This is a genomic window from Curtobacterium sp. MCBD17_003 (assembly GCF_003234885.2).
In the GTDB taxonomy this organism is placed as follows: Bacteria; Actinomycetota; Actinomycetes; order Actinomycetales; family Microbacteriaceae; genus Curtobacterium.
On sequence record NZ_CP126275.1, the window covers coordinates 1,211,401 to 1,234,828 of the forward strand.

Annotated in this window: 26 protein-coding genes and 1 riboswitch; of the genes, 14 read left to right on the forward strand and 12 right to left on the reverse strand. The window is 73.4% G+C overall.

What is annotated here, in order from left to right:
- Positions 1–88: 88 nt before the first annotated feature.
- The 3 genes from DEI88_RS05845 to DEI88_RS05855 all read left to right on the forward strand — a co-directional run bounded on the left by DEI88_RS05845 (position 89) and on the right by DEI88_RS05855 (position 2,390).
- A complete protein-coding gene (locus DEI88_RS05845) occupies positions 89–1,225 on the forward strand; it encodes an acyl-CoA dehydrogenase family protein (RefSeq protein WP_111048672.1) in 1,137 nt (378 codons plus the stop codon).
- A gap of 143 nt (positions 1,226–1,368) precedes the next feature.
- On the forward strand, positions 1,369–1,797 hold the full coding sequence (locus DEI88_RS05850; protein WP_111012686.1) for a hypothetical protein: 429 nt from the start codon (positions 1,369–1,371) through the stop codon (positions 1,795–1,797).
- Between the two features lie 80 nt (positions 1,798–1,877).
- Entirely contained in the window at positions 1,878–2,390 is a 513-nt protein-coding gene (locus DEI88_RS05855) for a DUF427 domain-containing protein (protein ID WP_181434671.1), read from the forward strand.
- Between the two features lie 10 nt (positions 2,391–2,400).
- On the opposite strand, the gene DEI88_RS05860 is transcribed toward DEI88_RS05855, so the two are convergent.
- A complete protein-coding gene (locus DEI88_RS05860; RefSeq protein WP_146246036.1) occupies positions 2,401–3,285 on the reverse strand; it encodes a hypothetical protein in 885 nt (294 codons plus the stop codon).
- 112 nt (positions 3,286–3,397) lie between these two features.
- Between DEI88_RS05860 and DEI88_RS05865 the strand changes: the two genes are divergently transcribed.
- The 4 genes from DEI88_RS05865 to DEI88_RS05880 all read left to right on the forward strand — a co-directional run bounded on the left by DEI88_RS05865 (position 3,398) and on the right by DEI88_RS05880 (position 8,578).
- On the forward strand, positions 3,398–4,336 hold the full coding sequence (locus DEI88_RS05865) for an ADP-ribosylglycohydrolase family protein (RefSeq protein ID WP_111012683.1): 939 nt from the start codon (positions 3,398–3,400) through the stop codon (positions 4,334–4,336).
- Between the two features lie 291 nt (positions 4,337–4,627).
- A complete protein-coding gene (locus DEI88_RS05870) occupies positions 4,628–7,438 on the forward strand; it encodes an AMP-binding protein (protein WP_181441191.1) in 2,811 nt (936 codons plus the stop codon).
- 42 nt (positions 7,439–7,480) lie between these two features.
- Positions 7,481–7,900 (forward strand): DUF6892 domain-containing protein, encoded by a 420-nt coding sequence (locus DEI88_RS05875; protein ID WP_111008569.1) that lies wholly within the window; start codon positions 7,481–7,483, stop codon positions 7,898–7,900.
- A gap of 36 nt (positions 7,901–7,936) precedes the next feature.
- Positions 7,937–8,578 carry a hypothetical protein gene (locus tag DEI88_RS05880; RefSeq protein ID WP_111071674.1) on the forward strand — a complete coding sequence of 214 codons (642 nt, stop codon included), beginning with the start codon at positions 7,937–7,939 and terminating at the stop codon, positions 8,576–8,578.
- Between the two features lie 11 nt (positions 8,579–8,589).
- Here the strand turns inward: DEI88_RS05880 and DEI88_RS05885 are convergent, their stop codons facing one another.
- Positions 8,590–9,228, reverse strand: coding sequence for a uracil-DNA glycosylase (locus tag DEI88_RS05885; RefSeq protein WP_111048665.1), 639 nt, complete (start codon positions 9,226–9,228; stop codon positions 8,590–8,592).
- Between the two features lie 150 nt (positions 9,229–9,378).
- Here DEI88_RS05885 and DEI88_RS05890 point away from each other — a divergent pair, with 150 nt between their 5' ends.
- Positions 9,379–9,870, forward strand: a complete 492-nt coding sequence (locus DEI88_RS05890; RefSeq protein ID WP_111048664.1) for an SRPBCC domain-containing protein — start codon at positions 9,379–9,381, stop codon at positions 9,868–9,870.
- 16 nt (positions 9,871–9,886) lie between these two features.
- Here the strand turns inward: DEI88_RS05890 and DEI88_RS05895 are convergent, their stop codons facing one another.
- Together DEI88_RS05895 and DEI88_RS05900 are read right to left on the reverse strand one after the other, a co-directional pair.
- Positions 9,887–10,930, reverse strand: a complete 1,044-nt coding sequence (locus tag DEI88_RS05895; protein WP_258374972.1) for a GmrSD restriction endonuclease domain-containing protein — start codon at positions 10,928–10,930, stop codon at positions 9,887–9,889.
- Positions 10,927–12,168, reverse strand: coding sequence for a glycosyltransferase (locus DEI88_RS05900; RefSeq protein WP_258374973.1), 1,242 nt, complete (start codon positions 12,166–12,168; stop codon positions 10,927–10,929). The genes DEI88_RS05895 and DEI88_RS05900 overlap by 4 nt, the downstream gene beginning before the upstream one ends.
- A gap of 190 nt (positions 12,169–12,358) precedes the next feature.
- On the opposite strand from DEI88_RS05900, the gene DEI88_RS05905 reads away from it, so the two are divergent.
- Complete coding sequence (locus DEI88_RS05905; protein WP_258374974.1) at positions 12,359–12,976, forward strand: G5 domain-containing protein; 618 nt, start codon at positions 12,359–12,361, stop codon at positions 12,974–12,976.
- 195 nt (positions 12,977–13,171) lie between these two features.
- Here the strand turns inward: DEI88_RS05905 and DEI88_RS05910 are convergent, their stop codons facing one another.
- Together DEI88_RS05910 and DEI88_RS05915 are read right to left on the reverse strand one after the other, a co-directional pair.
- A complete protein-coding gene (locus tag DEI88_RS05910; protein ID WP_111036077.1) occupies positions 13,172–13,876 on the reverse strand; it encodes a hypothetical protein in 705 nt (234 codons plus the stop codon).
- Positions 13,873–14,052 (reverse strand): ribbon-helix-helix domain-containing protein, encoded by a 180-nt coding sequence (locus DEI88_RS05915; protein WP_111012677.1) that lies wholly within the window; start codon positions 14,050–14,052, stop codon positions 13,873–13,875. The genes DEI88_RS05910 and DEI88_RS05915 overlap by 4 nt, the downstream gene beginning before the upstream one ends.
- A 113-nt stretch (positions 14,053–14,165) precedes the next feature.
- On the opposite strand from DEI88_RS05915, the gene ligD reads away from it, so the two are divergent.
- Entirely contained in the window at positions 14,166–15,191 is a 1,026-nt protein-coding gene (gene ligD, locus DEI88_RS05920) for a non-homologous end-joining DNA ligase (RefSeq protein ID WP_111048660.1), read from the forward strand.
- 118 nt (positions 15,192–15,309) lie between these two features.
- Here the strand turns inward: ligD and DEI88_RS05925 are convergent, their stop codons facing one another.
- The 6 genes from DEI88_RS05925 to DEI88_RS05950 all read right to left on the reverse strand — a co-directional run bounded on the left by DEI88_RS05925 (position 15,310) and on the right by DEI88_RS05950 (position 20,248).
- Positions 15,310–15,459, reverse strand: coding sequence for a hypothetical protein (locus DEI88_RS05925; protein WP_181434667.1), 150 nt, complete (start codon positions 15,457–15,459; stop codon positions 15,310–15,312).
- Positions 15,456–15,722, reverse strand: coding sequence for a hypothetical protein (locus tag DEI88_RS05930; RefSeq protein WP_111026843.1), 267 nt, complete (start codon positions 15,720–15,722; stop codon positions 15,456–15,458). Before DEI88_RS05930 ends, DEI88_RS05925 begins: the two co-directional genes overlap by 4 nt.
- Complete coding sequence (locus DEI88_RS05935; RefSeq protein ID WP_181434666.1) at positions 15,719–15,886, reverse strand: hypothetical protein; 168 nt, start codon at positions 15,884–15,886, stop codon at positions 15,719–15,721. Before DEI88_RS05935 ends, DEI88_RS05930 begins: the two co-directional genes overlap by 4 nt.
- A gap of 276 nt (positions 15,887–16,162) precedes the next feature.
- Positions 16,163–17,401, reverse strand: a complete 1,239-nt coding sequence (locus tag DEI88_RS05940) for a putative hexosyltransferase (protein ID WP_111071675.1) — start codon at positions 17,399–17,401, stop codon at positions 16,163–16,165.
- Between the two features lie 4 nt (positions 17,402–17,405).
- On the reverse strand, positions 17,406–18,461 hold the full coding sequence (locus DEI88_RS05945; protein ID WP_111071676.1) for an ATP-dependent DNA ligase: 1,056 nt from the start codon (positions 18,459–18,461) through the stop codon (positions 17,406–17,408).
- Positions 18,462–18,562: 101 nt separating this feature from the next.
- Positions 18,563–20,248 carry an AMP-binding protein gene (locus DEI88_RS05950; RefSeq protein ID WP_111071677.1) on the reverse strand — a complete coding sequence of 562 codons (1,686 nt, stop codon included), beginning with the start codon at positions 20,246–20,248 and terminating at the stop codon, positions 18,563–18,565.
- A 153-nt stretch (positions 20,249–20,401) separates the two neighbouring features.
- Positions 20,402–20,499, forward strand: a riboswitch (TPP riboswitch).
- Between DEI88_RS05950 and thiM the strand changes: the two genes are divergently transcribed.
- The 4 genes from thiM (at position 20,491) to DEI88_RS05970 (ending at position 23,397) form a co-directional block, all read left to right on the forward strand.
- Complete coding sequence (gene thiM, locus DEI88_RS05955) at positions 20,491–21,300, forward strand: hydroxyethylthiazole kinase (RefSeq protein WP_111071762.1); 810 nt, start codon at positions 20,491–20,493, stop codon at positions 21,298–21,300. It overlaps the preceding riboswitch by 9 nt.
- Complete coding sequence (gene thiE / locus DEI88_RS05960; RefSeq protein WP_375334612.1) at positions 21,297–21,947, forward strand: thiamine phosphate synthase; 651 nt, start codon at positions 21,297–21,299, stop codon at positions 21,945–21,947. The genes thiM and thiE overlap by 4 nt, the downstream gene beginning before the upstream one ends.
- On the forward strand, positions 21,944–22,753 hold the full coding sequence (gene thiD, locus DEI88_RS05965) for a bifunctional hydroxymethylpyrimidine kinase/phosphomethylpyrimidine kinase (protein WP_111048657.1): 810 nt from the start codon (positions 21,944–21,946) through the stop codon (positions 22,751–22,753). Before thiE ends, thiD begins: the two co-directional genes overlap by 4 nt.
- Positions 22,750–23,397 (forward strand): TenA family protein, encoded by a 648-nt coding sequence (locus tag DEI88_RS05970; RefSeq protein WP_111036084.1) that lies wholly within the window; start codon positions 22,750–22,752, stop codon positions 23,395–23,397. Before thiD ends, DEI88_RS05970 begins: the two co-directional genes overlap by 4 nt.
- The last annotated feature ends 31 nt before the right edge of the window (positions 23,398–23,428 follow it).

Genomic DNA, 23,428 nt, shown 5'->3' on the forward strand with positions numbered 1-23,428 from the left:
GGAACGTACCCATGGTCGGCTGGTGTGTCCGGAGGCAGGAGCGTTCCTGTGGACGGAGTACCGTCGGCTCGTCCCTGAGGAGGAGTCCATGCGCCTGACCGAGCAGCAGCGGTCGTACCTCGACGCCGTGCGTGCCGTGTGCGCCGAGCTCGTCCCGGACGAGGAGGCCCGCCGCCGCCTCTCCCGCGACGACACCGCGCTCAACGCACCCGAGGCCTTCGCGCTGTTCGCCGACCGGGGTCTGCTCGGGGTGTCGCTGCCCGTGGCCGACGGTGGCGGCGGACGGACGTTCACCGAGGAGTGCCTGCTCCTCGAGGAGACGGCGCGCGCGGGCGTGCCGCTCACGGCCTACTCGACGGCGTTGACCGCCGCGCAGAGCTACCTCAAGTGGGGCGACGCCGACCAGCGCCGGACCATCGTGACCTCGATCGTCTCCGGGCATGCCGAGTCGGTCACGTTCACCGAGCCCGAGGCGGGGTCGGACCTGGCGGCGGCGACGACCCGCGCCTCCCGGGACGGCGACGACTGGGTGCTCGACGGCCGCAAGACGTGGATCTCGTTCGCGCACCTGGCGCGCCACCTGCTCGTGCTCGCCCGGACGGACGACAGCGGTGTCCGGCACGACGGGCTGACGCTGTTCATGGTCCCCGCCGACGCCCCGGGTGTGACGGTGCGCCCGATCGAGACGATGGGCGCCCACATGGTGAACGACGTGTTCCTGTCGGGCGTGCGCGTGCCGTCGTCCGCGGTGGTGGGGACACGCGGTGAGGCGTGGCGACACATCGGCCGCGGCCTGGCGGTCGAGCGCGTCATCATCGCCGCCATGAGCGTCGGGGCGGCCCAGCGGGCGCTCGACCAGCTCGTCGCGCACGTCACGACGCGCGAGCAGTTCGGGGCGCCGCTGTCGCGCAAGCAGGCGGTGCGGCACCGCATCGCCGACCTCGCGTCCGACGTCGCGGTGTGTCGCGCGTACGTGTACGAGATCGCCGACCGTGTCGACGCGGGCGAGGAGGACCGGCTCAACACCGAGGCGTCGATGGCGAAGCTGCGCGCCACCGAGACGTACAAGCACACGACGCTCGAGGCCGTGCAGCTCATGGGTGGATCCGGGTACGGCTCGGCCGCGGGCATGGAGCAGCAGCTGCGGACCGCGGTCGCCACGACGATCTACGGCGGCGCGAACGAGGTGCAGCGCGAGATCATCGGGCGCGGGCTGGGGCTCTGACCCGCGTCTCCGCGGCCGGCACGGGCCCTCGACCCGGGATCGGCGCTCGTCCTCGCCGTCCACAGGGCGGGCGTCGGTCGTGCGGTCCACAGGCCCGACCGGGAGGCCCGGAGCGGCTCCGCCACATGGCCAGGCTCGGTCCCATGACCGATCAGAACGCACTCGAAACGCTCCGTGACCGCCCCGTCCACACCGACGCGGACGTGCTCGCCCTCGTCCGGGCGCTGCTCCTGCCCGTCGTCCGCCGACAGTGCTGGCTGTTGTTCCTGGGCGAGGACGCCGTGCCGGTGCAGGTGCTCGTGCCCATCGACGACCTCCCCGCCGCTCCCGAGCCCGACGGCGTGGCGCAGTTCGCGCAGGCCATGGGCGAGATCGTGCCCGACGTCGGCGCCACCCAGGTGATCGTGGCGTGGGAACGGCCTGGCTCGTCCGCACCCCGCGATCGCGACCGGGCGTGGGCCGAGGCCGTCACGGTCGCCTTCGCTCGAGCCGCGGTGCCGCTGCGCGCGCAGGTGCTCGTGTCCGACGACGGCGTGGCGCTCCTCCCGGCACTCGGCGCGGTCGCGGCATGACATCCCCGGTGGCGGCAGGCTCCCTGCGGCTGCAGGCTGCCGGGTGGCCGCTCCCGGGCGGCGCGAGTAGACGGGGGCACATGGCCAGCATCCGCCCGAAGGGCCTGGTCCCGGTGGTCCCGGGACCCGGTCAGGAGTCCGTCTGGGACTACCCGCGCCCACCGCGGGTCGAGTCGACCGCCGAACACGTCGTGGTCCGGCTCGGCGGCGTCGTCGTCGCCGACACGCGGGATGCCGTCCGCGTGCTCGAGACGAGCCATCCACCCGTGTACTACCTCCCGCTGTCCGGGTTCGCCCCCGGCGCCCTCACCCCGGCGGAGGGCGTGAGCATGTGTGAGTTCAAGGGCCGGGCCGGATACCTCGACCTGCACGGGGGCGGCCGGACGGCGCCACGCGCGGCCTGGCGCTACCCGAGTCCCTGGGCCGGGTACGAGGTCCTCGCCGACCGGGTCGCCGTCTACCCGGGGGCCGTGGACGACTGCGAGGTCGACGGGGAACGGGTGGAGCCACAGCCGGGCGACTTCTACGGCGGCTGGGTGACGTCCCGCGTGGTGGGCCCGTTCAAGGGGGCCCCGGGCACGCTCGGGTGGTGACCGCCGTGGGCTACTGCGGCGCGACCTCGGGGACGTCCTCGCCGGTCAGGCGTTCGACGATCTGCACCGCCCCGGGCCAGTACCGGGCGTAGTGGTCCGGGTCGGCGTTCACCTGCACGGCGTGTGCGGCCTGGGTCGGGGTCATCGTCTTCCACCCCGGGATGCTCACGAGCTTCCGGAAGAACATCGTCGCTGCCGTGTACGGGTCCATGCGCTGGGCGTACGTCCCCCACGCGCCGTTGTCCCGCTGCTGGAACAGGCCCCTGCTGTCCGGACCGGCCGCGTCCCCGTGGTCGAGGTCCACGAGCCCGGACTCGCCCATCGCCGTCATCACCCCGACGGCCTGGGTGTGCGGGCCGATGCCGAGCGACTGGGCGGCCTCGATGACGTACGCGGCGTTGACGAGGCGGTCCTGACAGTAGCCCGCGACCGGACCCCGGGGCACCACCATGCCGCCGACGGTCTTCGCGGGCACCGCGGGGCACGTGATCGCCGTCGCCGTGGTCCCGGCACCGACGAGCCCGTGCAGGGAGTTCACCGCGATGACGACGAGCACCACGATCCCGATCGCCGCCGCGACGACGCCGGCGCCGAAGACCGAGACGACCCCGACGGCCACGCGACGTCCGACCCGGCCCGGGGCAGCGCTGGTGCGCCGCGGTCGTCGGCGCGCCCGCGTCGAGCGGGCCGTGGTCCGGCGACCGCCGGTCGCACCGGCGCGAGCCGTGCTGCCCTGTCCCGTGCTGCCCTGTCCCGTGCTGCGCTGGCCCGTGCTGCGCTGTCCTGTGCGGTCGAGCACGGCGTCGCGGACGGGGCTGGGCGCGGTCGGGATCACGGGGCGGGCGGACCTTCCGGGAGCGGACGCGACGGGGTTCGGTCGCGGGCGGACGGGCATGACAGTAAGTGATCCTCCCGTGCGTCACCCGAAGCGACATGCCCCCGTCCGGGGCGACGTCACGATCGACGTCGGGGCCCACGCGCCCGGTAGCGTTGCCCCGGGAGGCTCGATGGACGACGACGTGCGCGATCGCGCGCTGGGGTCGGTGCTCGCCGCCGCATGCGGTGACGCCCTCGGCGCCGGCTACGAGTTCGGACCGCCGCTCGCCCAGGACGCGCCCGTGCGCATGCGGGGTGGCGGACCCACGGGCACCGCGCCGGGGGAATGGACCGACGACACCGCGATGGGGATCCCCGTGCTCGAGGCCCTCGCGCGCGGTGATCGCCTCGACGACGCCCGGACGCTCGGACGCATCGTGGCGGAGTGGGCCGACTGGGCGCAGGACGCCCCCGACGCCGGCGTCCAGACCCGCGCGGTGTTCGCCGAGCTCGACGCCAACACCGAGGCCGCTGCCCGCGCCGCCGCACTCGCGGTGCACCAGGCGAACGGCCGGTCCGCTGGCAACGGGTCGCTCATGCGGACCGGGCCCGTCGCGCTCGCGTACCTCGGAGACGGCACGAAGCGGGAACTCGCCGCGGCGGCCCGACGGGTCTCGGAACTGACGCACCACGAGGACGACGCCGGTGACGCCTGCGTGCTCTGGACGGCCGCGATCCGCCGCGCGGTCCGGAAGGGCCACGTCGACGTCCGGACGGGGATCCCGCTCCTGCCGCGAGCACGCCGCGCCCGGTGGCTCGCGCTCCTCGACGAGGCCGAGCAGTCGAACCCGGCGGACTTCGCCGACCGGAACGGCTGGGTCGTGGCGGCGCTCCAGGGGGCCGTCTCCGCCGTCACCCGCGGCAGCGACCTCGTCGACGTCCTCGAGCGCGCGGTCCGGGGCGGGAACGACACCGACACCGTCGCGGCGATCGCGGGCAGCCTCGCCGGCGCCCGGTACGGGGCGGGCGCCCTGCCCGACGAGTGGCTCGCGGTGGTGCACGGCTGGCCCGGCAAGCGCATCGACTGGCTCCGGACCCTGACCGCGCGGGCGCTCGCGACCACGCACTGACCGGTTCCCGAGACTCGGTGGACCGGTTCCGGTCGTCGTCCGGTGCCCGCTGCCGGGCCCTGCGACGGTGCCGGCGCGCGGGGTACGGGTCTCGTCCGCCGATCGTCCGACCACTGCCGGAACCCCACGCGCTATGGACGAGCTGTGAGCGGCAGGGTAGGGTCGCACCACCCGAACACGACCCCCGACCCGAAACGGGAGGTTCTGCCCATGCACGACGCCCACCCAGGCGCCGCGATGGTTCCGGACCGCGCTGCCCCGACGCGCACCGGAACCGACGAGGACACCACCATGTCCGAGCGCAGCGCGACCACGCTGTCCTCGACGACCGCCGGCGGCGCGCCTCGATCGTCCGTCGGCGCCGCGCCCGACGACCGACACCCGGCCGTCGCGATCGCGCCGCCGGCCGAGTCCTCGCGGCAGGGCGAGCTCATGCCCGAGCATTCCCTGCTCGAACGCTGGGCCCGCACCGCAGCCAGGTGGCCGGACGAGATCGCGCTGTCCGACGAGCACACGACGGTGACCTACCGGCAGGCCGACGAGATCAGCCGCGCCCTCGGCGCACTCCTCGACGAGCGCCTCCGGCCGGACGACCACAGCGCGGCCGGCGTCGGCCCCGTGCCCGGTGACGGGCCGGTGCCGGTCGGGATCATGGCCAGCCAGACGAGCGGCGGCGTGCTCGGCGTCCTCGGTCTCGCGTTCGCCGGCCGGCTGCTCGTCGTCCTCGACGCCCATCTGCCAGAGGCACGGATCCGGCACGTCATCGCGCTCGCGGGCATCACCGAGATCGTCGCGGACGAGGCGCACCGCGCGCTCGCGGCGACGCTCGTGGCGGGCCCGGCCGCGGTCCTCCCGCTCGATCCGATGCTCGACGAGGCCCAGTCGATCGCCGCAGCGGGCGGGCCGATCCGGGTCGTGCCCGCCGCCCTCGAACGCGGCGGTACGGACGGCTTCAACATCGTGTTCACATCCGGCTCGACGGGCGCGCCGAAGGGCGTCGTGACGAGCCACCGAGCCATGCTCGCGGACGTCACCGGCTACCGCGAGCGCCTCGGGCTCGCTCCCGGCGAGCGCTCCGCCGTCGTGCTGCCCGTCGGGTTCGCCGCGGGGTTCGCCATGGCGTTCGGCACGATCCACTCGGGTGCCGAGGCGCACCTGCTCGACGCGCGTGACGCCGGGGTGCTCGGACTCGTCGACCGCATCGCGGAGCGCGGCATCACCGTGTTGCAGAGCACCCCGCACCTCGCCCGGACGATCGCCGACGCGCTCGGACCCGACGACGACCGGCTCCGCGGGCTCCGGGTGTTCGCCACCGTCGGTGAGGCCGTGACGGGGACCGACGTCGCGGCGGTACGACCGCTGTTCGGCCCGACGACGTCGTTCTTCAACTTCACCGGGTCGAGCGAGACCGCGTCGCTCGCCTTCAACGAGATTGCGCCGGGCGATCCGGTGCCCGAGGGGAGCATCCCGGCGGGCGAGCCGGCGTTCGACAAGGAGATCCGGATCCTCCGCGAGGACGGCACCACCGCGGCGGTCGGCGAGACCGGGCAGTTGCTGTGCGTGTCCCACGCGGTGACCCCGGGGTACTGGGGCGCGTACGAGCAGACGGCGCTCCGTGCCGGGATCGCCGAGGACGGCCGGGCCACCTGGAAGCAGGGCGACCTCGCGCGGATCGACGAGGACGGCAAACTCACGCTCCTCGGTCGGGCCGACGACGCGGTCAAGGTCCGCGGGTACCTCGTCGAGCCGAGCGAGATCGAGGCCGCCATCCGCCGCATCGACACGGTCCAGGAGGCCGTGGTCACCGCGATCGTGCAACCCGGGGCATCCACGCGCCTCGTCGCCTACGTCGTCGGTCGAGCCGGGCGGCGCACGGCGTCGCCCGCTGCGATCCGACGTGCTCTGCGTGCCGAACTCCCCGCCTACATGGTGCCCGGGACGATCGTGCCGATGGTGGCGCTGCCGCGGAACGAGCGCGGCAAGGTCGACCGCGCCGAGCTCCCGCCGCCCCCGGCCGCCGGGACCGGAGACGACGCCGGTGGGGGCGACGGCGCGGTCGCCACGATGGACGAGACCACCCACGACCAGTGGGAACTCGCCGTCGGGCAGATCTGGGCCGAGGTCCTCGGGCTGCCCGCCGTCGCGCCGGAGGACGACTTCGCGTCGCTCGGCGGGGACTCCCTGGCCGCGGAGGAGATGCTCGCCGCCGTGTCCGACCGGATCGGTGTCGAGGTGCGGTCCGCCGAGATCCTCGAGCATCCGACCCTGGCGGACTTCGCGCGGCGGGTCCGTGCCGGGACCAGAGCCGTGCCGAGCCACCCCGACGTCGTCAAGCTGACGAGTGGCGGCGGTGCGCCCGTGTTCTGCTTCCCCGGTGCCGGCGCCCTCGGCCTGACGTTCGTGCCCCTGGCCCGGCACCTGGCCGACCACGACGTGTACGTGTTCCAGCAGCACGGCCTCGAGCGGCGCAGTCTGCCGGACTGGAGCGTCCCCGCGGCGGCGCGTCGGTTCATCGAACTCATGCGCGTGGTCCAGCCGCACGGCCCGTACCGGCTCATCGGGCACTCGCTCGGCGGCCTGATCGCCCTCGAGATCGCGACGACCCTCGCCGAGAACGGGGAGACCGTCGAGCACGTCGTGCTCCTGGACACCTACCTGCCGCGGAGCACGGCGGAGCAGGGCGCGCTCGAGTTCGCCCGACTGCCGGAGCGCGAGCACGGGTCGCGGGTGCTCAACGCGGTGCGCCGCGGCGCGGAACAACAGCTCCGCAGGGTCCTGCCGGGTGGACTCCCGCAGGTCAAGCGGGTGTCCCGCCGGCTCCGCGCCTACACGGCCGGGGTCGTCCGGTACCGGGGACAGGACCACTTCGACGCGTTCTTCGACCAGGCCTCGGTGATGGTCCGCCGGCACCGGGTGCGCCCGTACGACGGCAGGGTCACGTTCGTGTTCGCCGACGGCAACCCGGACGGGCCGGACTCGTGGCGCCCCTACCTGCGCGGCGAGATGCGGTTCCCCCGGCTCGCGAGCGAACACAGTTCCCTGCTCCGCGAACCCCACGTCACCGAACTCGCGGCGATGCTCCACGACGTCACGGGGATCTGACCGCACGGCCACGGCACCGGCGGCGGGGATACGATCCCGGGCATGGAAACGCCCGAGGAGCCGTACGACTTCGCCGACCAGAACGCCAAGCTCATCGTCCTCGAGGCGCTGTGCTACGACCTCGACGTCCTCGAACCGTACGCGGGTGCGGCGCACGAGGACGCCGAGGACGAGGACGAGGTCGTCGAGGGCTCCGGGCAGCTCGCCCGCGAGTACTACGAGGACCTCGAGGTCCTGCCCTCGCAGCTCGCGCTGGTGACGCAGCTGACCGTCGACGGGGACCTCCAGATCTACGGCGACGTCGATCCCGACTGGAGCGGGGACGACGACCGCCACGACCCGCTGACGTGGAGCGACATCGTGGAGTTGCCGGCGCTCGAGACCGTGTGGACGTCCGCGCCGTTGCCCGCGCACGTCGACGCCGAGCTCCGGGCCAAGGGCGTGACGATCGAGACCACGTAGGTCGGCGGTGTCGGGGGTGTCCGGCAGGGTGTCGGCATGAGCGGCATCGACACGTGGATCCAGGTCGTCGGGACCGTCGTCGCGCTGCTCGGCGTGGTCGTGTCGTGGGTGTACACCGCGCGGCAGCAGCAGCGTGACGCCCGGACCGCCGAGCGCGCCCGTCGAGCTGCCGAGCAGGACCGGCTCGCCGCCGCCGCGAGCGCCGAACGGGCCGAGCGAACCTCGGCGCTGTCCATCGACACCCTCGAGCGCATCGCCGGCGCGCTCGAACGCCTGGCACGACCGAGTGGGGGTCCGCCGTCCACGCCCGCTCCGTCGGACGCCGGCCGGGAGGCCCGTGCCGCGTCGGTCCCTCCGGCTCCGTCCGTCTCGTGGCGGATCGCGTCGGCGCCGGACGGCGGTGCCGTCCTCCGGAACACCGGCACGGCGAGCGCGTTCGACGTGCGTCTGACGGCGGACCCGACCATGCCGGTCGTCGTGTCCGAGCCGCCGGCGGACCTCGCCGCGGGGGAATCCCTCGCGTTCCGGGCCGTCCCCGACGCCGCGACGCGGGACCGGACCCTGACGGTGACGTGGCGGGCGACACCGGACGGGCCGACGTCCCGATGGCGGTACCCGTTCCTCCCGGCCGACGGTGCGAGCGGAGGCGACGTGTCCGCGAGCCGTCCCGCGCCCTGATCCGGGCCGGCTCAGCGGACGGCTGCGGAGAACGCGGCGAGCTGGTCCGTGAACTGTCGTGCGCCGCCCTGGGCGGGGTGGCGGACGGCGACCGCGTCGATGCCGGCGGTGGCGAGCGCTCCCTGGGCCTTCCGCCCCACGGCGACGACGTGGTCGATGCGCAGCGCCTCGAGCAGCGCGAGCGTCGCGGGAGCGCCGGCTCGGACCTCGGCCGGTCGGGGCGTCCGGTTCGTGCGTCGGTCGGGCGCGGCGAACGGGTGGTGCGGGTACACCGGCCACGCGACGGGCAGCGGCCCCGCCCAGTCCCGGAGCGCGGCCCAGACCACCCGCGAGGAGGCCTCCCACGGCGCGGTCGGCGCCGGCGGTCGCGCGAAGCCGTCACCCTCGGCGGCCCCGGTCACGATCCCCGGGCGCGCGTCGAGTTCCCGCACGCTGACGAACGGCAGGCCCGTGTTCGTCATGCCCCGCCAGCCGGGGGCCTCGGCGACGAGCAGCACGGTCGATCCGGCGTCGGCGAGCAGCCGCAGGTACCGGTCGAGGTTGCCGCGTCGGAGCGTGCCCTCTGCCGACGCGTCGTACAACGCCTCGGCGTCGTCGGGCACCGGGACCGCGTCGAGCGCCGACCAGAACGCGGCGAGGTCGAGGGGCATGTCCCCATCCTGCCGCTCGCACCATCGGCCGAGCACGACCGTCGCGGTCCTTGACGTCCGACCGCGAGCCCGAATACGGTGCTGCCGCGCGCTGACACGAGCACGACGAACCCGGCCGCACCGCCGCGGCCGAATCCGGAAGGACCCCCGATGCCTCAGGACGACCCCCACGGCCCGGCCGAGACGGAGCACACCCGCGTCGGCGACCAGAGCGTTCGACACCGTCGCGAGTTCGATGCATCCGCGAGCGCGGTGCAACGCGCCCACACCGATCCCGAGCGCTTCGTCCGGTGGATGGGGCCCCACGGCACCACCGTCCGGCTCGACCGGTTCGACGCGGTGACCGGCGGTGCGTTCCGCTACGTCGTCGAGGCGGCGAACGGCGACGGCTGGGCCTTCCGTGGCTCGTACCACGAGGTCGTACCGGGTCGCATCGTCCACACGTGGGAGTACGAGGGCGAGAGCGGGGTGACGCTCGAGACCCTGCGGTTCGTGGACCTCGAGGGCGGGCGATCCGCGCTCGAGATCACCTCGACCCACGCCTCGAAGGAGGCCTGCGACGCCGTCCTCGCGAGCGGGATCGACGCCGGGATGGACGAGGACTTCGAGCGGATCGACGAGCTCCTCGCCGGTCAGGGGTAGCACAGGCCGTCCGCGGTCAGTCCTCGCAGGCCGTGCCGTCGCCGTCGCCGTCGAGCTGGCGCGAGTACCCCGGGTCACCGATGTGGAGCGGTGCCGCACCGGCTGCCCGGACCGCCGCACAGTTCGCGAAGCTCGGTGCCGGCGTCCGACCGGCAGGTGTCGCAGCCGGCGCTCCGGGAGCCGCAGGAGTCGCCGGAGCCGGGACGACGGCGGCGCCGCCCGACCCGCTTCCGGCGGCCGTGCCTCCCGGTCGGGCCGAGAACGCCGTGCGGACCGCGGGCTGCATCGGGCAGGTCGCCAGGATCCGGGCGATCGCGTCGTGTTCGGCTGGGGTGACCCAGAGTCCGTACGCGGCCTTCACCGCGACCTGCCGGGCCACGTAGGAGCACCGGAACGCGACGACGTGCGGCAGCCATGTGGCGGCATCACCGGACCCCTTCTGCTCGTTCGACGACCCGTCGACCGCCAGGAGGTTGCCCGGGTCGTTCGCCAGGTCCTCCCGAGCCTCCTGGTCGAGCTGCTGCGCCCCCGTCTGCCAGGCGTCCTCGAGCGCCACGACGTGGTCGATCTGCACGGCGGCCGAGGTCGTCGCGCCGCGCGTGAACCGGATCGCCGCTCCCGTGTAGGGCGACACGAGGGTGCCGGACAGCACCCGGCAGCCTCCCGGGCGCTCGACGTCCGTGAGATCGCGCGCCAGGACGTCGTCGCGGGTGTCACATCCGTCGTGGTCGCGGTCGAGCCAGGCGGTGCCGAAGTCGCCGACGCGGTCGTACCCGGTCGCCGCGGCGCGGCCCTTGACGGGCAGCGTCGCCAGGAGGGCGGCGGCGGTGCCCGTCGCCGCCGTGGAGGGGGTGTCGGCGGCACCCGGGGCGGTCCCCGCGCTCGCGGCAGCGCTCACGCTCACCGCGCCGGGGCCGGCAGCAGCGGTGCCCGCCCCGCCGATGCCGCCGGTGCCGGAGCCGGGAGGCACGCCGCCGTTCACCGCCGAGCACCCGGTCAGCAGGCACAGGGTCCCGGTGACGAGCGCCGCCCGGACGGCTCGCCGGAGCACGGCGCTCACGCGGACGCGGAGCGCCGGCGCTCCTCGACGCGCGCGATCACCGACCGGTAGGTCTCGACGAGTCCCTCGGCGGACCGCTCCCAGCTGAGCCGCTCCGCGCGCTCCCGCCCCGCCGCGGCGAGCTGGTCCGCGAGCGCCGGATCGGTCAGGACGGTCGCGATGACGCCCGCCCAGACGTCCGGGTCGCGCGACTCCACGACGACGCCGGTCTCACCGTCCACGACCGCCTCGCGCAGGCCACCCGCGGCGGCGGCGACCACCGGCACACCGGACGCGGAGCCCTCGAGCGCGACGAGACCGTACGTCTCGGAGTGCGACGGCACGAGCACGAGTCCCGCGTTGCGGAACAGCATCGCCAGGTCCGGGCGCGACTGCGGACCGACGAACCGGACCCGGTCCCCGATGCCGAGTCGATCCGCGAGCCCGCGGAGCTCCTCGACGTATCCGGTCGCCTCGCTCGACGCATCGCCCGCGATCACCAGGTCCGGCCGAACGGCCTCGGGAACGGCGGCGACCGCGGCGATCGCCAGGTCGAGGCCCTTGAGGGGCTGCACCCGCGCGGCCGCGACGACGTAGCGGGGGCGGTCGTGGGCGGCGGCGCGGGTCGCGGCGCTCGCCGGACGGAACACCGAGCCGTCGACGCCGGGTGGCACGATGACCACCCGATCCGCTGCGGCGCCGAGCCGGGAGCGGACGGTGTCGGCCTCGGCCTCGCTGATCGCGACGACGGCGTCCGACTCGCGCGCCAGGAACGCCTCGCCCTCCATCCGGCCCGCCGACTCGGGGCGCTCGCCCTCGGACAGCGGAGTCGCTGCGTGGGCGGCGATCGAGTGGAAGGACTGCACGTGGGGGACCCCGCGCTCCCGAGCCACCGGCAGCGCGGCCATGCCCGAGAACCAGTGGTGGGCGTGGAACACGTCGTACGGGCCGAGCTCCGCCAGTCCCGCCCGGAACGGCTCGATGAAGGCGTCGTGTTCGCCCTTCGGGACCGGCTGTGCGGGCCCGGCCGACAGGAACCGGAGGCACACGCCCGCGACGATCTCGACGGAGTCCGGCTGCGTCGGTGACGACCGGCGGGTGACGATCTCGACCCGGTGCCCGAGGTCCGCGAGCGCCTCGGCCTGGTGTCGCACGACGACGTTCATCCCACCGACCTCACCGGAACCGGGCTCGTCGCCGGGGGAGGTGTGCAGCGACACGAGCGCGATCCGGAGCGGGGTGGCGGGGGTGTCGGTCACCGCGTCAGCCTACTGGCGAGCGGCATCACGCCCCGTCCTGCTTCCCACCTCATCGAGATCGCAGTCGTTGCCGCTTCGATCCCCATTGAAGCGACACCGGCTGCGATCTCGTGACCCTCGTACGGGGGGTGGTTGTCCCCCTTTCGCGGGACGACACTTGTCCCGCGCGATGACGAGCATGGGGGTGGCGATGTCCTGGAAGACGATGTCCCGACGGGTGAGGGCGACCGTCGCGACGGCCGGAGCAGCGGTCCTGCTGGTGGTCGGTGCGGGGTGTGCTGCAGCGACGTCCGAGCCGCACGCCGTCGCATCCTCGACAGCGTCCACCGCGCAGCACGAGCACGAGCGCGAACACCGGGTTGCTTCCTCGAGCCCGACGCCGACTCCGATCGTCACGACGAAGCTCGTCACCACGACCGCGGCGATCCCGTTCGCTTCGACGACGCTCGACGACGCGACGCGGGCCAAGGGCACCTCGGTGATCACGACCACGGGCGTCAACGGAGTCCGGACCACGACCTACCGCGTCACGTACACGGACGGCGTCGAGACCGGGCGCGCAGAGGTCAGCCAGGTCGTGACGACACCGCCCGTGACGCAGGTGACCTCCGTGGGCACGTACGTCGCACCGGCACCGGCATCGGCACCGGCACCCGCCCCGGCGCAGAGCGCGGTCATCACTCCGGGTGCCTACTGCTCGTCGAGTCAGGTCGGGCAGGTCGCTCAGTCGGCCTCCGGGACGTCGTACCGGTGCGGCGGCCACGGTGCGGACGCTCGAGGTGACTACCACTGGAACACCATCCCCTGACGCCGCCCAGTCAAGGGGGCCGGACTGCCGGACAGGCGGTCGGGCCGCTCCGGAGCCCACCCGCCTCCGGAGCCCATGGAGGTCGCGGTCGTTGCCGCTTCGACCGGACCCGGAGCGACACCTTCTGCGATCTCGCGGGAGGACCGAGCGGACGCGGGGCAGGGCGCGCGGGCCGCGGTCGGCCTGGGGCTGCGCTCAGTCCTGACGCGAGTACCCGTGGAGGTCCTCCTGGGCCCCGTTGACCCACAGTCGCCAGCCGTCGGGCGTGGTCACGAGGACGGTCCGGTTGTATGCCTCGTCGACCACGTCCGCCTCGTACCCGCCGGCGCGGAGACGTGCGGCGAGTGTGTCGAGGTCGCCGCGGTGCTCGAACGACAGCTCGGTGCGGCCGTCCGCACCCTCGTGCAGGGCCGCGAGCCCGCCGCCGTCCGCGGTGAAGTCCGCCCATCCGCCACCGTCGGCCGCGATCCGGGGTCCGAGGCCGATCGCTCGGAACACCCGCGCCGCCTCGGCGACCGACGACGCGTAGCGGATGGGCATGACGCTGAGGTCGCCGCCCACTGCTGCTCGGTCCGCGGTGGTGATCGCGACCGGTGCACCGGCGGCGTCGACGGTGAGCAGCTCCCCGACGTCGGCGAGCGTGCTGGTCCGGACGGCCAGCTCTGCTCGGTCGAGCTCGCGCCGCACTGCCGGGAGGTCCGCCACCAGCACCTGCAGATCGACCCGTCCGTCGTCGGCCGACCCGTCATCGACGCCGCGGATGGCGAGGACCCCGTCGCCGTCGAACTCCGTCCAGTCGCCGTCGGCGGGGGCATCGTGCCGTCGGAGCCCGAGCGCCGTCGCGAGGTCGTGCCATGCGGCGGGGTGGGCGGTGTACAGGATGCTGCGGATGGTCGTCATGGTCGTTCCCCCTCCGTCGGGGCGGCCTCGGCACCCGACAGGTACGTGGACATCACGTGTTCGACGAGCGACGAGAGCGAGACCCCCTCGTCGATGGCGCGGTGCTTGAGCTCGCGGACGAGTTCGGCCGGCAGGTACACGTTGAACTGCACCTTGTTCCCGCTGCTGGCTACCATGCTAGCAATCTAGATCGGAACGGTCAGTCTGTCCACGGGGGAGGGCGAGGCGGAGCGACGCCGGTGTGCGGGCCGGTGCCGCGCCTCCCGGCCGTCCGGCGTAGGTTGCACGGATGGCGAGCAACGCGACGGTGCTGACGGTGCCCGGACCGGCCGGTGACCGGGAGGTCCGGATCTCGAGTCCGGAACGCGTGCTGTGGCCGCAGCTCGGGCTGACGAAGCTCGATCTCGCGCACTACCTCGTCACCGTGGGGGACGCGTTCGTGCGCGCGAACGGGGACAGGCCGGTGTCGCTCCAGCGGTTCCCCGAGGGCGTCGACGGCGAGCAGTTCTTCTCGAAGAACCCGCCGAAGGGCGCACCCGCTTTCGTGCGCGCCGTCACCGTGACCTACCCGAGCGCCCGCGCACACCCGCAGATGATCATCGACGAGCCCGCCGCGGCGGTGTGGGCGGCGCAGATGAACACCGTCGTGTTCCACCCGTGGGCGTCACGGGCTGAGCGGAGCGACTTCCCGGACCAGCTGCGGATCGACCTCGACCCGCAGCCGGGCACCGACTTCCACGACGCCGTCCCCGCCGCGCTCGAGCTGCGGAAGGTCCTCGACGAAGCGGGGTTGACCGCGTGGATCAAGACCTCGGGGAACCGCGGCCTGCACGTGTACGCGCCGATCGAGCCCGAGTGGGAGTTCCTCGACGTGCGGCACGCGGTGATCGCCGCCGCCCGCGAGCTCGAACGGCGGATGCCGGAGCAGGTGACGACCGCGTGGTGGAAGGAAGAGCGCGGCGAGCGGATCTTCGTCGACTTCAACCAAGCGAACCGGGATCGGACGATCGCCGGTGCCTACAGCCCCCGGGCACTCCCGCACGCGTCCGTCTCGACCCCGCTCCGATGGGAGGAACTGTCGGAGACCGACCCGCGGACACACACGGTGCGCACGATCCCGGAGCGACTCCGCGCCGTCGGTGACCCCTGGGAGGACATGCACGCGCAGCCCGCCCGCATCGACGCGTTGCTGGCGTGGTGGGAGCGGGACCTCGCTGCCGGTCTGGGCGAGATGCCGTTCCCGCCCGACTACCCGAAGATGCCGGGGGAGCCACCCCGCGTGCAGCCGTCCCGGGCGCGCAAGCAGCAGGCCTGACGCGCGCCCCGGCCGAGATCGCAGAACGCGCCGCGTCTCCGCGGAGAATGCAGAACGCGCCGCTGCACTCGGAGGTGAGCGGCGCGTTGTGCGATCTGGGCTGGGTGCCGATCAGTTCCTACAGGCCGAGCGCTGCCTCGTCGCGTGCGGTGCGCCCGTCCTCGGTTCGCTTGGTCTGCGTCGGGAGGCCCGCGCTCGCCGTGTGGAGGCGGGTCAAGCGCGACCACGTCCCGCGGTGCGCGTCGCTGATGCCGTCGATGCCGTTCATGCTGCCATTCCTTCCGTGCCGAAGAGCGTGGTCATGTGCTCGATGAGGTGCTGCTTCGCGAGGTCGAGCGTCGCGAAGTCCCCGACGTAGCGCCCGAAGGTGTCCATCGCGTAGTGGTGCGCGCCGTGCTGGTCGATGGTGCCGCCGAAGTACCCGGCGTGCGTCGCGACCCAGAGGCCCTCGTCCGCGAGGGCCCAGGTGGTCGTCGGCGCCGGAGCGGCGGCGCGCTCGATGAGCGGCGTGACGATGGCCGGGGCGTTCACGCGCCGAGCCCGAGGGTGACGAGCGCGAGGCTCGCGACGGTGACGCTGACGATGCCGGTCACGGTCGCGCTGGCGACGAGTGCGCGCTGGTGCCGCGCCTCCCGGATCTCCGTGAACGGGCTGCGCTGCGCCGTGTGACGGACGGGGAGGAGATGCGTGCTCATGGTGGTCCTGTTCTCGAAGGGCGGTGCCCGGGAACTCGTTCGGTTCGGAGACTATCTCCGACCTGGAACAACTGTGGCACGGAGTTACTAGTTCGCCTAACTATGGAGGAGAACTGTGCGGAATTCGGACAGTCGGTTTGTTTCCCCCGGCGCCGGGCGACTCGGTGGGCCCTGATCGGCGTCCTCGACCCGCTGATCGTCGCATCGCTGGGTGAACCGTGCACCTCCGCAGGGGGACGGCCGCGTGAACGGGACAGTCCGGTCGGGAACCGCGGGTCAGGGTGGCCAGGCGACCCAGAGCGCCCAGATCGCGATCGGCTGGACCGCGATGCCGACGACCAACGTCGTCGTCGCGCGACGCGGTGAGGCGGACAGCGCAGGGGTGCCGAGCACCGGGGACAGCGGCAGCAACATGCGGAAGGTGCTCTGCTGCGGCAGGAACACCGCGACCAGGTACGCGACGTACGCGACGACGAACGCCCCGATCCCGACGCCGAGTGCACGACTCCGGAACGCCAGGCACCAGCCGACGGCGACGAGGAGCAGTACGACGATCGGCACGCCCCAGCCGCCGACGAGCCGTTCCGCGAACAGGAACCACGGCGTCAGCGGGCGGAACACCGCGGCGGCGTCCCCGATGTAGTCCCGCCACCAGGCGGTCTCCGTGGCCACGTAGCCGTCGCCGCGGCCGGTGACGAGCGTCACGACGACCGGCCACGCGAGTCCTGCCGCCGCGGTCACGAGACCGGACGCGACCACCGCGAGGTGCGTCCGGAGCGGCAGCGGCCGTCGACGCACGAGTGACGCCACCCACACCGCCGCGAGGGCGACCGGCACCGCGAGGGCACCGGGGTGCGTGAACGCCGCGGCCACCCCGAACGGCATCGCCACGAGCGGCCGGCCCCGGAGCACCGCCAGGAGTGCGGCGAACACGAGCGCGAGGAACAGGGACTCGGCGTACGCGACCTGGAACAGGAACCCGAGCGGTCCGAACGCGAAGAACAGCGCGCCCCACATCGCCGGACGGCTGCCGAACCGCTCCGCGAGCAGCCGGTGCAGGACGACCGTGGCCGCGCCGCCCGCCACCACCGACACGGTCACCGCGGCCGGTGCGTATCCGAGCGAGGTCAGCGACATGAGCGCGCGCACCACGGCCGGGTACACCGGGAGGAACGCCCACACGCTCTTCTGCACAGCACCGCCCGTCACGGGCAGGTCCGACGGGTAGCCGTGCAGGGCGATCCGCCGGTACCAGGCGCCGTCCCAGGCTGTGAGGAACCCGCCGAACCCGCCTGGGGCCCGGAGGGTCGCGTGTGCGTCGTGGACGCCGCCGCTCACGATCCAGGCGGTGAGCAGCAGGCCGGTCGCGAGCACCCGCGACACCGCGTAGCCGCCGAGCACGACGAGGGTCGCTGCGCCCGGACGCGGGATCGTGAGCCGTCCGGGCGCGCGGTCGGACCACAGGCCGTCGCGGCCACGCGGTCGTCCCCGCTCGACGAGGTCCCAGGCACCCACGGGATCAGCGCAGCACGCTGCTGAGGTCGTAGGCGATCGGCTGCTCGAGCTGCTCGAAGGTGCAGGACCGCGCGTTCCGGTCGGGCCGCCACCGGTCGAACTGCACCGTGTGGCGGAACCGGTCGCCCTCCATCTGGTCGTACCGCACCTCGACGACGCGCTCCGGCTCGAGCTCGACGAACGAGGTGTCGCGACCCGAGGCGAACCGGCTGCGTTCGGTGGCGCCGGTGACGGGCCTCCCGTCCGCGTCCCGCCGGACCAGCGGATCCAGTTCGGTGACGAGTTCCCGCCGTCGGGCGTCGGAGAAGGCGGAGACGCCGCCGACCATGTGCAGCTCGCCGTCCGCGTCGTACAGTCCGAGCAGCAGGGACCCCACGCCCTCGCCCGACTTGTGGACGCGGTAGCCGACCACGACGACGTCGGCGGTGCGGTGGTGCTTCGCCTTGAGCATCGTGCGCTTGTTCGGCGCGTACGGCCCGGCGAGGGGCTTCGCGACGACACCGTCGAGTCCCGCCCCCTCGAACTCGACCAGCCAGCGGCGGGCTTCCTCGACGTCGAGCGTGCGCTGGGACACGAACAGCGGGTCCTCGAACGCACGACCGAGCTCCTCGAGTGCGACGCGGCGCTCGGCGAACGGCAGGTCCCGCAGGTCCCGGTCCTCGAACGCGAGCAGGTCGAACGCCACGAAGGCAGCGGGGGTCTCGACCGAGAGCTTCCGGATCCGGGATGCGGCGGGGTGGATCCGCTGCGTCAGGGCGTCCCAGTCCAGCCGCTCCGCGCCCGGTTCGCCGGTCCGCACGACGATCTCGCCGTCGAGCACGCACGGCCCCGGCAGCTGGTCGCGGAACACCGCCACGAGCTCCGGGAAGTACCGGGTGAGCGTCTTCGACCCGCGGCTGCCGATCTCGACGTCCGTGCCGTCGTGGTAGACGATCCCGCGGAAGCCGTCCCACTTCGGCTCGTAGCTGAGGCCCCCGGGCACGGCGTCCGCGGCGGGGACGTCCGGGACGGCCTTGGCGAGCATCGGGGCGACGGGGTCCGCGGCGGTGGGGAGGGCCATCGACCCATCCAACGCCCCGCATCCGGGAGGCTGCCGTCAGCGTCGACGGGCGCCGGCGGCGCTGACGGCCGTCGACGGCGCTGACGGCCGCGGCGGAGCCGTCAGTCCTGGGAGGACGTCACACCGCGCTGCTCCTCGGCGAGCATCGACGCGATCCGGTCGCGCAGCACGTTCTTGCGGACCTTGCCGACCGGGGTCATCGGGAGCTCGTCGATCACCACGAGGCGCTCCGGCAGCTTCTGCACGGCGATCTGTTTGCTCCGGAGGAAGTCCGTCAGGTCGGACAACGAGGGCTCGTCGTGACCGGGGGCGACCACCACGAAGGCGCACGAGCGCTCGCCCAGCCGCGGGTCCGGCATCGCGACGACGGCGACGGTGCGGACCGCGGGGTGCTCGCCGAGCAGGTCCTCGACCTCGCGCGACGAGATGTTGATGCCGCCGCGGATGATGATGTCCTTGATGCGGCCGCTCACCCGCACGAAGCCGTCCGCGTCCATCACGCCCAGATCGCCCGAGCGCGAGAACCCGTCAGGCGTGAACAGCGCGGCGGTCTGCTCCGGATCGCGGTAGTACCCGAGCATGTGGGACGGACCCTGGTACGCGATGTCGCCGCTCGTGCCGGCGGGGACCTCGACGCCGTCCTCGTCGACCACCTTCACGACGGAGTCCGCGAGGGCGCGGCCGTCCGAGAGCACGGACTTCTCGGGGGCGTCCTCGGGTGCGCACAACGCGGTCGTCATGTTCTCGCTCCGCCCGTAGAGGCTGAGGATCTGGCACGACGGGAACATCGCGCGCGCGGACTGCACGACGGCACCCGGGATCGGCGCGCCGGCACACACCCAGTACCGCATCGAGCTGAGGTCGTGGCGCTCCGGGTCGAACGCCTCCATCACGGTCGTCAGGAACGTCGTCGACGTCACGGTGATCGTGCACCCGTACTCGCGGATGCGCTCGATGCCCTCGTCCGGCGCCCAGACGGGCATGAAGTGGGTGCCGCCCCCCACCATGAGCGGCATGAGGAGGCCCGTGATGAGCCCGGTGGAGTGGCTCACGGGCGACGGGTTGAACATCACGTCGCCCTCGTCGACGTGCAGGCGCTCGTTGAGCAGGCGTGCGGCCGCGTGGATGGTGTTGAAGGTGTGGAAGCAGCCCTTCGGGCGGCTCGTGGTGCCCGAGGTGTAGACGACGAGGCAGCCATCGTCGGGGCCCGCGGTGTCACCGAGCGACGCGTCGAGCTCGTCGAGGTCGCCCTCGGCCGCCAGCGACGCGAGGTCGATCGCGCCGTCGAGCGCGTCCGGGTACTCGGCCCGGGCGACGACGACGTGGTCGAGGGTCGGGATCCGGTCCTTGAGCGCGGTGAACATGGCGAGGTGGTCGAAGCGGTGGAACACGTGCGGGCCGATCACGACCTTCGCCTCGGAGTGCTCGAGGACGTAGCCGACCTCGTCGTGCCGGAAGATCGGCATCGTGGGGACGAGGATCGCGCCGAGCCGCGAGAGCGCGACGACGATCGTGGCGAACTCCGCCCAGTTCGGCATCTGCACGACGACGCGGTCGCCCCGTTCCACGCCGAGGCCGCGCAGGCCGACGGCGAGGCGGATGGCGTCCTCGCGGAGCTGCCCGTACGTCAGCGTGAGCGTGCCGTCGGTGACGAACGTCCGCTCCGGGTGGGCGTCGGCACGGTCGCGGACGATGTCGATGAGGACCCCGTCCTGCCAGTCGCCGTTCGCGTAGTACCGCTCGACCTGTTCCGCCGTGTAGTTCCCGAGGGCGCTGCTCGCTGACATCGTGCTCCTGTTCCAACGTGGTGCCGCTGCTGGTTCGGAGACGGGTCGGGTCCGGATCGGGTTCGCACGGGACGCTCGGTCGTGGTCCGGCTCATCTTCGGCCGTTCGTCAGGCTAACAGCAGGGTGCGCCAATGTCCGACGGCCCTAGACTCGCCTGCGACGCGGGGTGCCTCCATCGAGCGAGGCTGAGAACAGACCCGTCGAACCTGATCTGGTTAGTACTAGCGAAGGGACGTCATCCGTGGCATCTCCATCTGTCCCACTCGACCCGTCGGCGCTCGCAGCGGCGTTGGACGGTCTCCGCGACCGCCCACCACTCGTGCAGTGCCTGACGAACATCGTCGTCGCACAGTGGACGGCGAACGTGCTGCTCGCGGTCGGCGCCGCGCCCGCCATGGTCGACAACCCGCACGAGGCCGGGCCGTTCGCCGGGGCCGCGGGCGGCGTGCTCGTGAACCTCGGCACCCCGCAGGAGCCGACCGTCGAGGCGATGACGGCGGCGGTGCTCAGCGCCGCGGAGCACGGGACGCCGTGGGTCCTCGACCCGGTCGCCGCGGGCGGGCTGGGATGGCGCACGGGCGTCGCCATGGACCTGCTCGAGCACCGGCCCTCCATCGTGCGCGGGAACGCATCGGAGATCATGGCGCTCGCGGGCGGCGCGGGCGGCAAGGGCGTGGACGCGACCGACAGTCCGGAGGCGGCGCTCGGGTCGGCGGAGGAGGTCGCCCGCCGCTTCCACACGGTCGTCGCGGTGAGCGGACCCACCGACCACCTCACGGACGGCGACCGGACCGTCCGACTCCGTAACGGGCACCCCTGGATGACGCAGGTCACCGGGGTCGGCTGCGCACTGGGGGCGCTGATGGCCGCGTTCGCGGCGACGGGATCCGAACCGCTGCTCGCCGCGTCCGCGGCGACGGCGGTGCTCACCGTCGCCGCGGAGCAGGCCGCCCCGCTCGGCCGCGGGCCGGGCACCTTCGCCGTGCAGTTGCTCGACCAGCTCGCCTCGATCACGTCGGCCGAGGTCGCGGACCGGGTCCGGCTCGTGTGAGCGGCTCCCGGTCGTCCGACCTGTCCCTCTACCTCGTCACCGACACGCGGATGTGCGGGGTGAGGGGTGTCGCCGACACCGTCCAGGAGGCCGTGGGCGCCGGCGTCACGGCCGTGCAGCTCCGAGACCACGATGCATCCGACGACGAGTTCGTCGCGATGGGCCGCGCGGTCGTCGCCGCCGTCGGCGGGCGGGTCCCCGTGCTCGTCGACGACCGGGTCGCACTCGTGCGCGCCATCGGAGCCGACGGCGCGCACGTGGGGCAGTCCGACCTGCACCCGGTGCTGGCACGACGTCTGCTCGGACCGAGCGCACTCATCGGGCTCTCCGCCCAGACCGTCGCCCACGTGCACGCCGCGGAGGCGATGGGGCCGGGCGTCATCGACTACCTCGGCGTCGGTCCGGTGTGGCCGCAGAGCACCAAGCCGGACGCCGCCGAGCCCTGCGGACTCGACGGATTGCGTGCCGTGGTCGATGCCAGCCCCTGGCCGTGCGTCGCCATCGGCGGTGTCGACGTCGCCCGTGCGCCGTCGGTCCGGGCCAGCGGTGCGGCGGGGATGGCCGTGGTCAGTGCGATCTGCGGCCGCTCCGACGTCGCGGCAGCCACGTCCGCGCTCAGAGCTGCCTGGGGGAGTGGCGCCCGATGAGGCCACCGGTCGCCCTGAGCATCGCCGGCAGTGACCCGTCCGGCGGGGCGGGGATCCAGGCGGACCTGAAGACCTTCAGCGCGCTCGGCGCGTACGGAACGACCGTTCTGACCGCCTTGACCGCGCAGAGCACCACCGGCGTGTACGGCGTGCACGAGGTGCCCTCGTCCTTCGTCGCCGAGCAGCTGCGTGTGCTCACCGACGACGTCCGCGTCGACGCGGTGAAGATCGGCATGCTCGCCACCGCCGGGACCATCGACGTGGTCGCCGCGTTCCTCCGGGTGCCACCGTGCGACGTCGTCGTGCTCGACCCGGTGATGGTCGCCACGAGCGGTGACCTCCTGCTCCGTCCCGACGCGGTCCACGCCATGACGGAGCTCCTGCCGCTCGTCTCGCTCGTCACGCCGAACATCCCGGAGGCCGCGGCGCTGCTCGCGACGGCGCCCGCCACGTCCGTCGACGCGATGCGCGACCAGGCACGCGAACTCGTGCGCCGCGGTGCTCGTCGCGTGCTCCTCAAGGGCGGACACCTCGACACCGGTGACGAGGTGGTCGACGTCCTCGCCGATGCGTCGGGGGTCGAGTGCCTCCGGAGCCCGAGGATCCCGACGGAGAACACCCACGGCACGGGGTGCAGCCTGTCCTCGGCGGTCGCGGCACTGCGGCCGCGACGGGGTTCGTGGGCGGAGGCGGTCCGTGACGGCCGGTCCTGGCTGCAGGACGCGCTCGCGGGCGCCGACGTGCTCGACGTCGGACAGGGCCACGGCCCTGTCCACCACTTCGTGCACCTGTGGGACGAGCGATGAGCTTCACGGACGAGGTCTGGGAGACCGTGGCGCCGATCCGCGATGCGGTGGACGCGCTCCCGTTCCTCGTGGCGCTCGAGCGCGGTTCCCTCCCGAGGGCGACGTTCCTCCACTACCTCGAGCAGGACGCGGCGTACCTGGGGGCGTACGCGAGGGTCCTGGCCGCCGCGGCGACTCGAGCCGACGACGCCGGGGACCTCGCCTTCTGGAGCAACGCCGCCGCGAACGCGGTCGCCGTCGAGCGGCAGCTGCACGCCTCGCACGGTGTGGACGGCTCCTCGGTGGCCCCGTCACCGACCTGCGTCGCGTACACGTCGTACCTGCTGTCGCTCACGGCGTCGTCGTCGTACCCGGTGATCGTCGCGGGTGTGCTGCCGTGCTTCTGGCTCTACGACGACGTCGGACGCCGGTTGCGGCACCGCGTGGGCGACCTCGACGGCCATCCGTACGGGGACTGGATCGGGACCTACGGGGATCCGGGCTTCGCCGCGGTCACCGCCGAGGCCCGCGACGTGGTCGACCGTGCCGCGGATGCAGCCTCCGCCCACCAGGTCGAGCAGATGCGACAGGCGTTCACCACGGCGTCGCGCTACGAGTGGATGTTCTGGGACGCCGCGTGGCGGCACGAGGTGTGGCCGGTGTGACGGGCGTCGCGGCGGATGGCTGCAGCCGGCG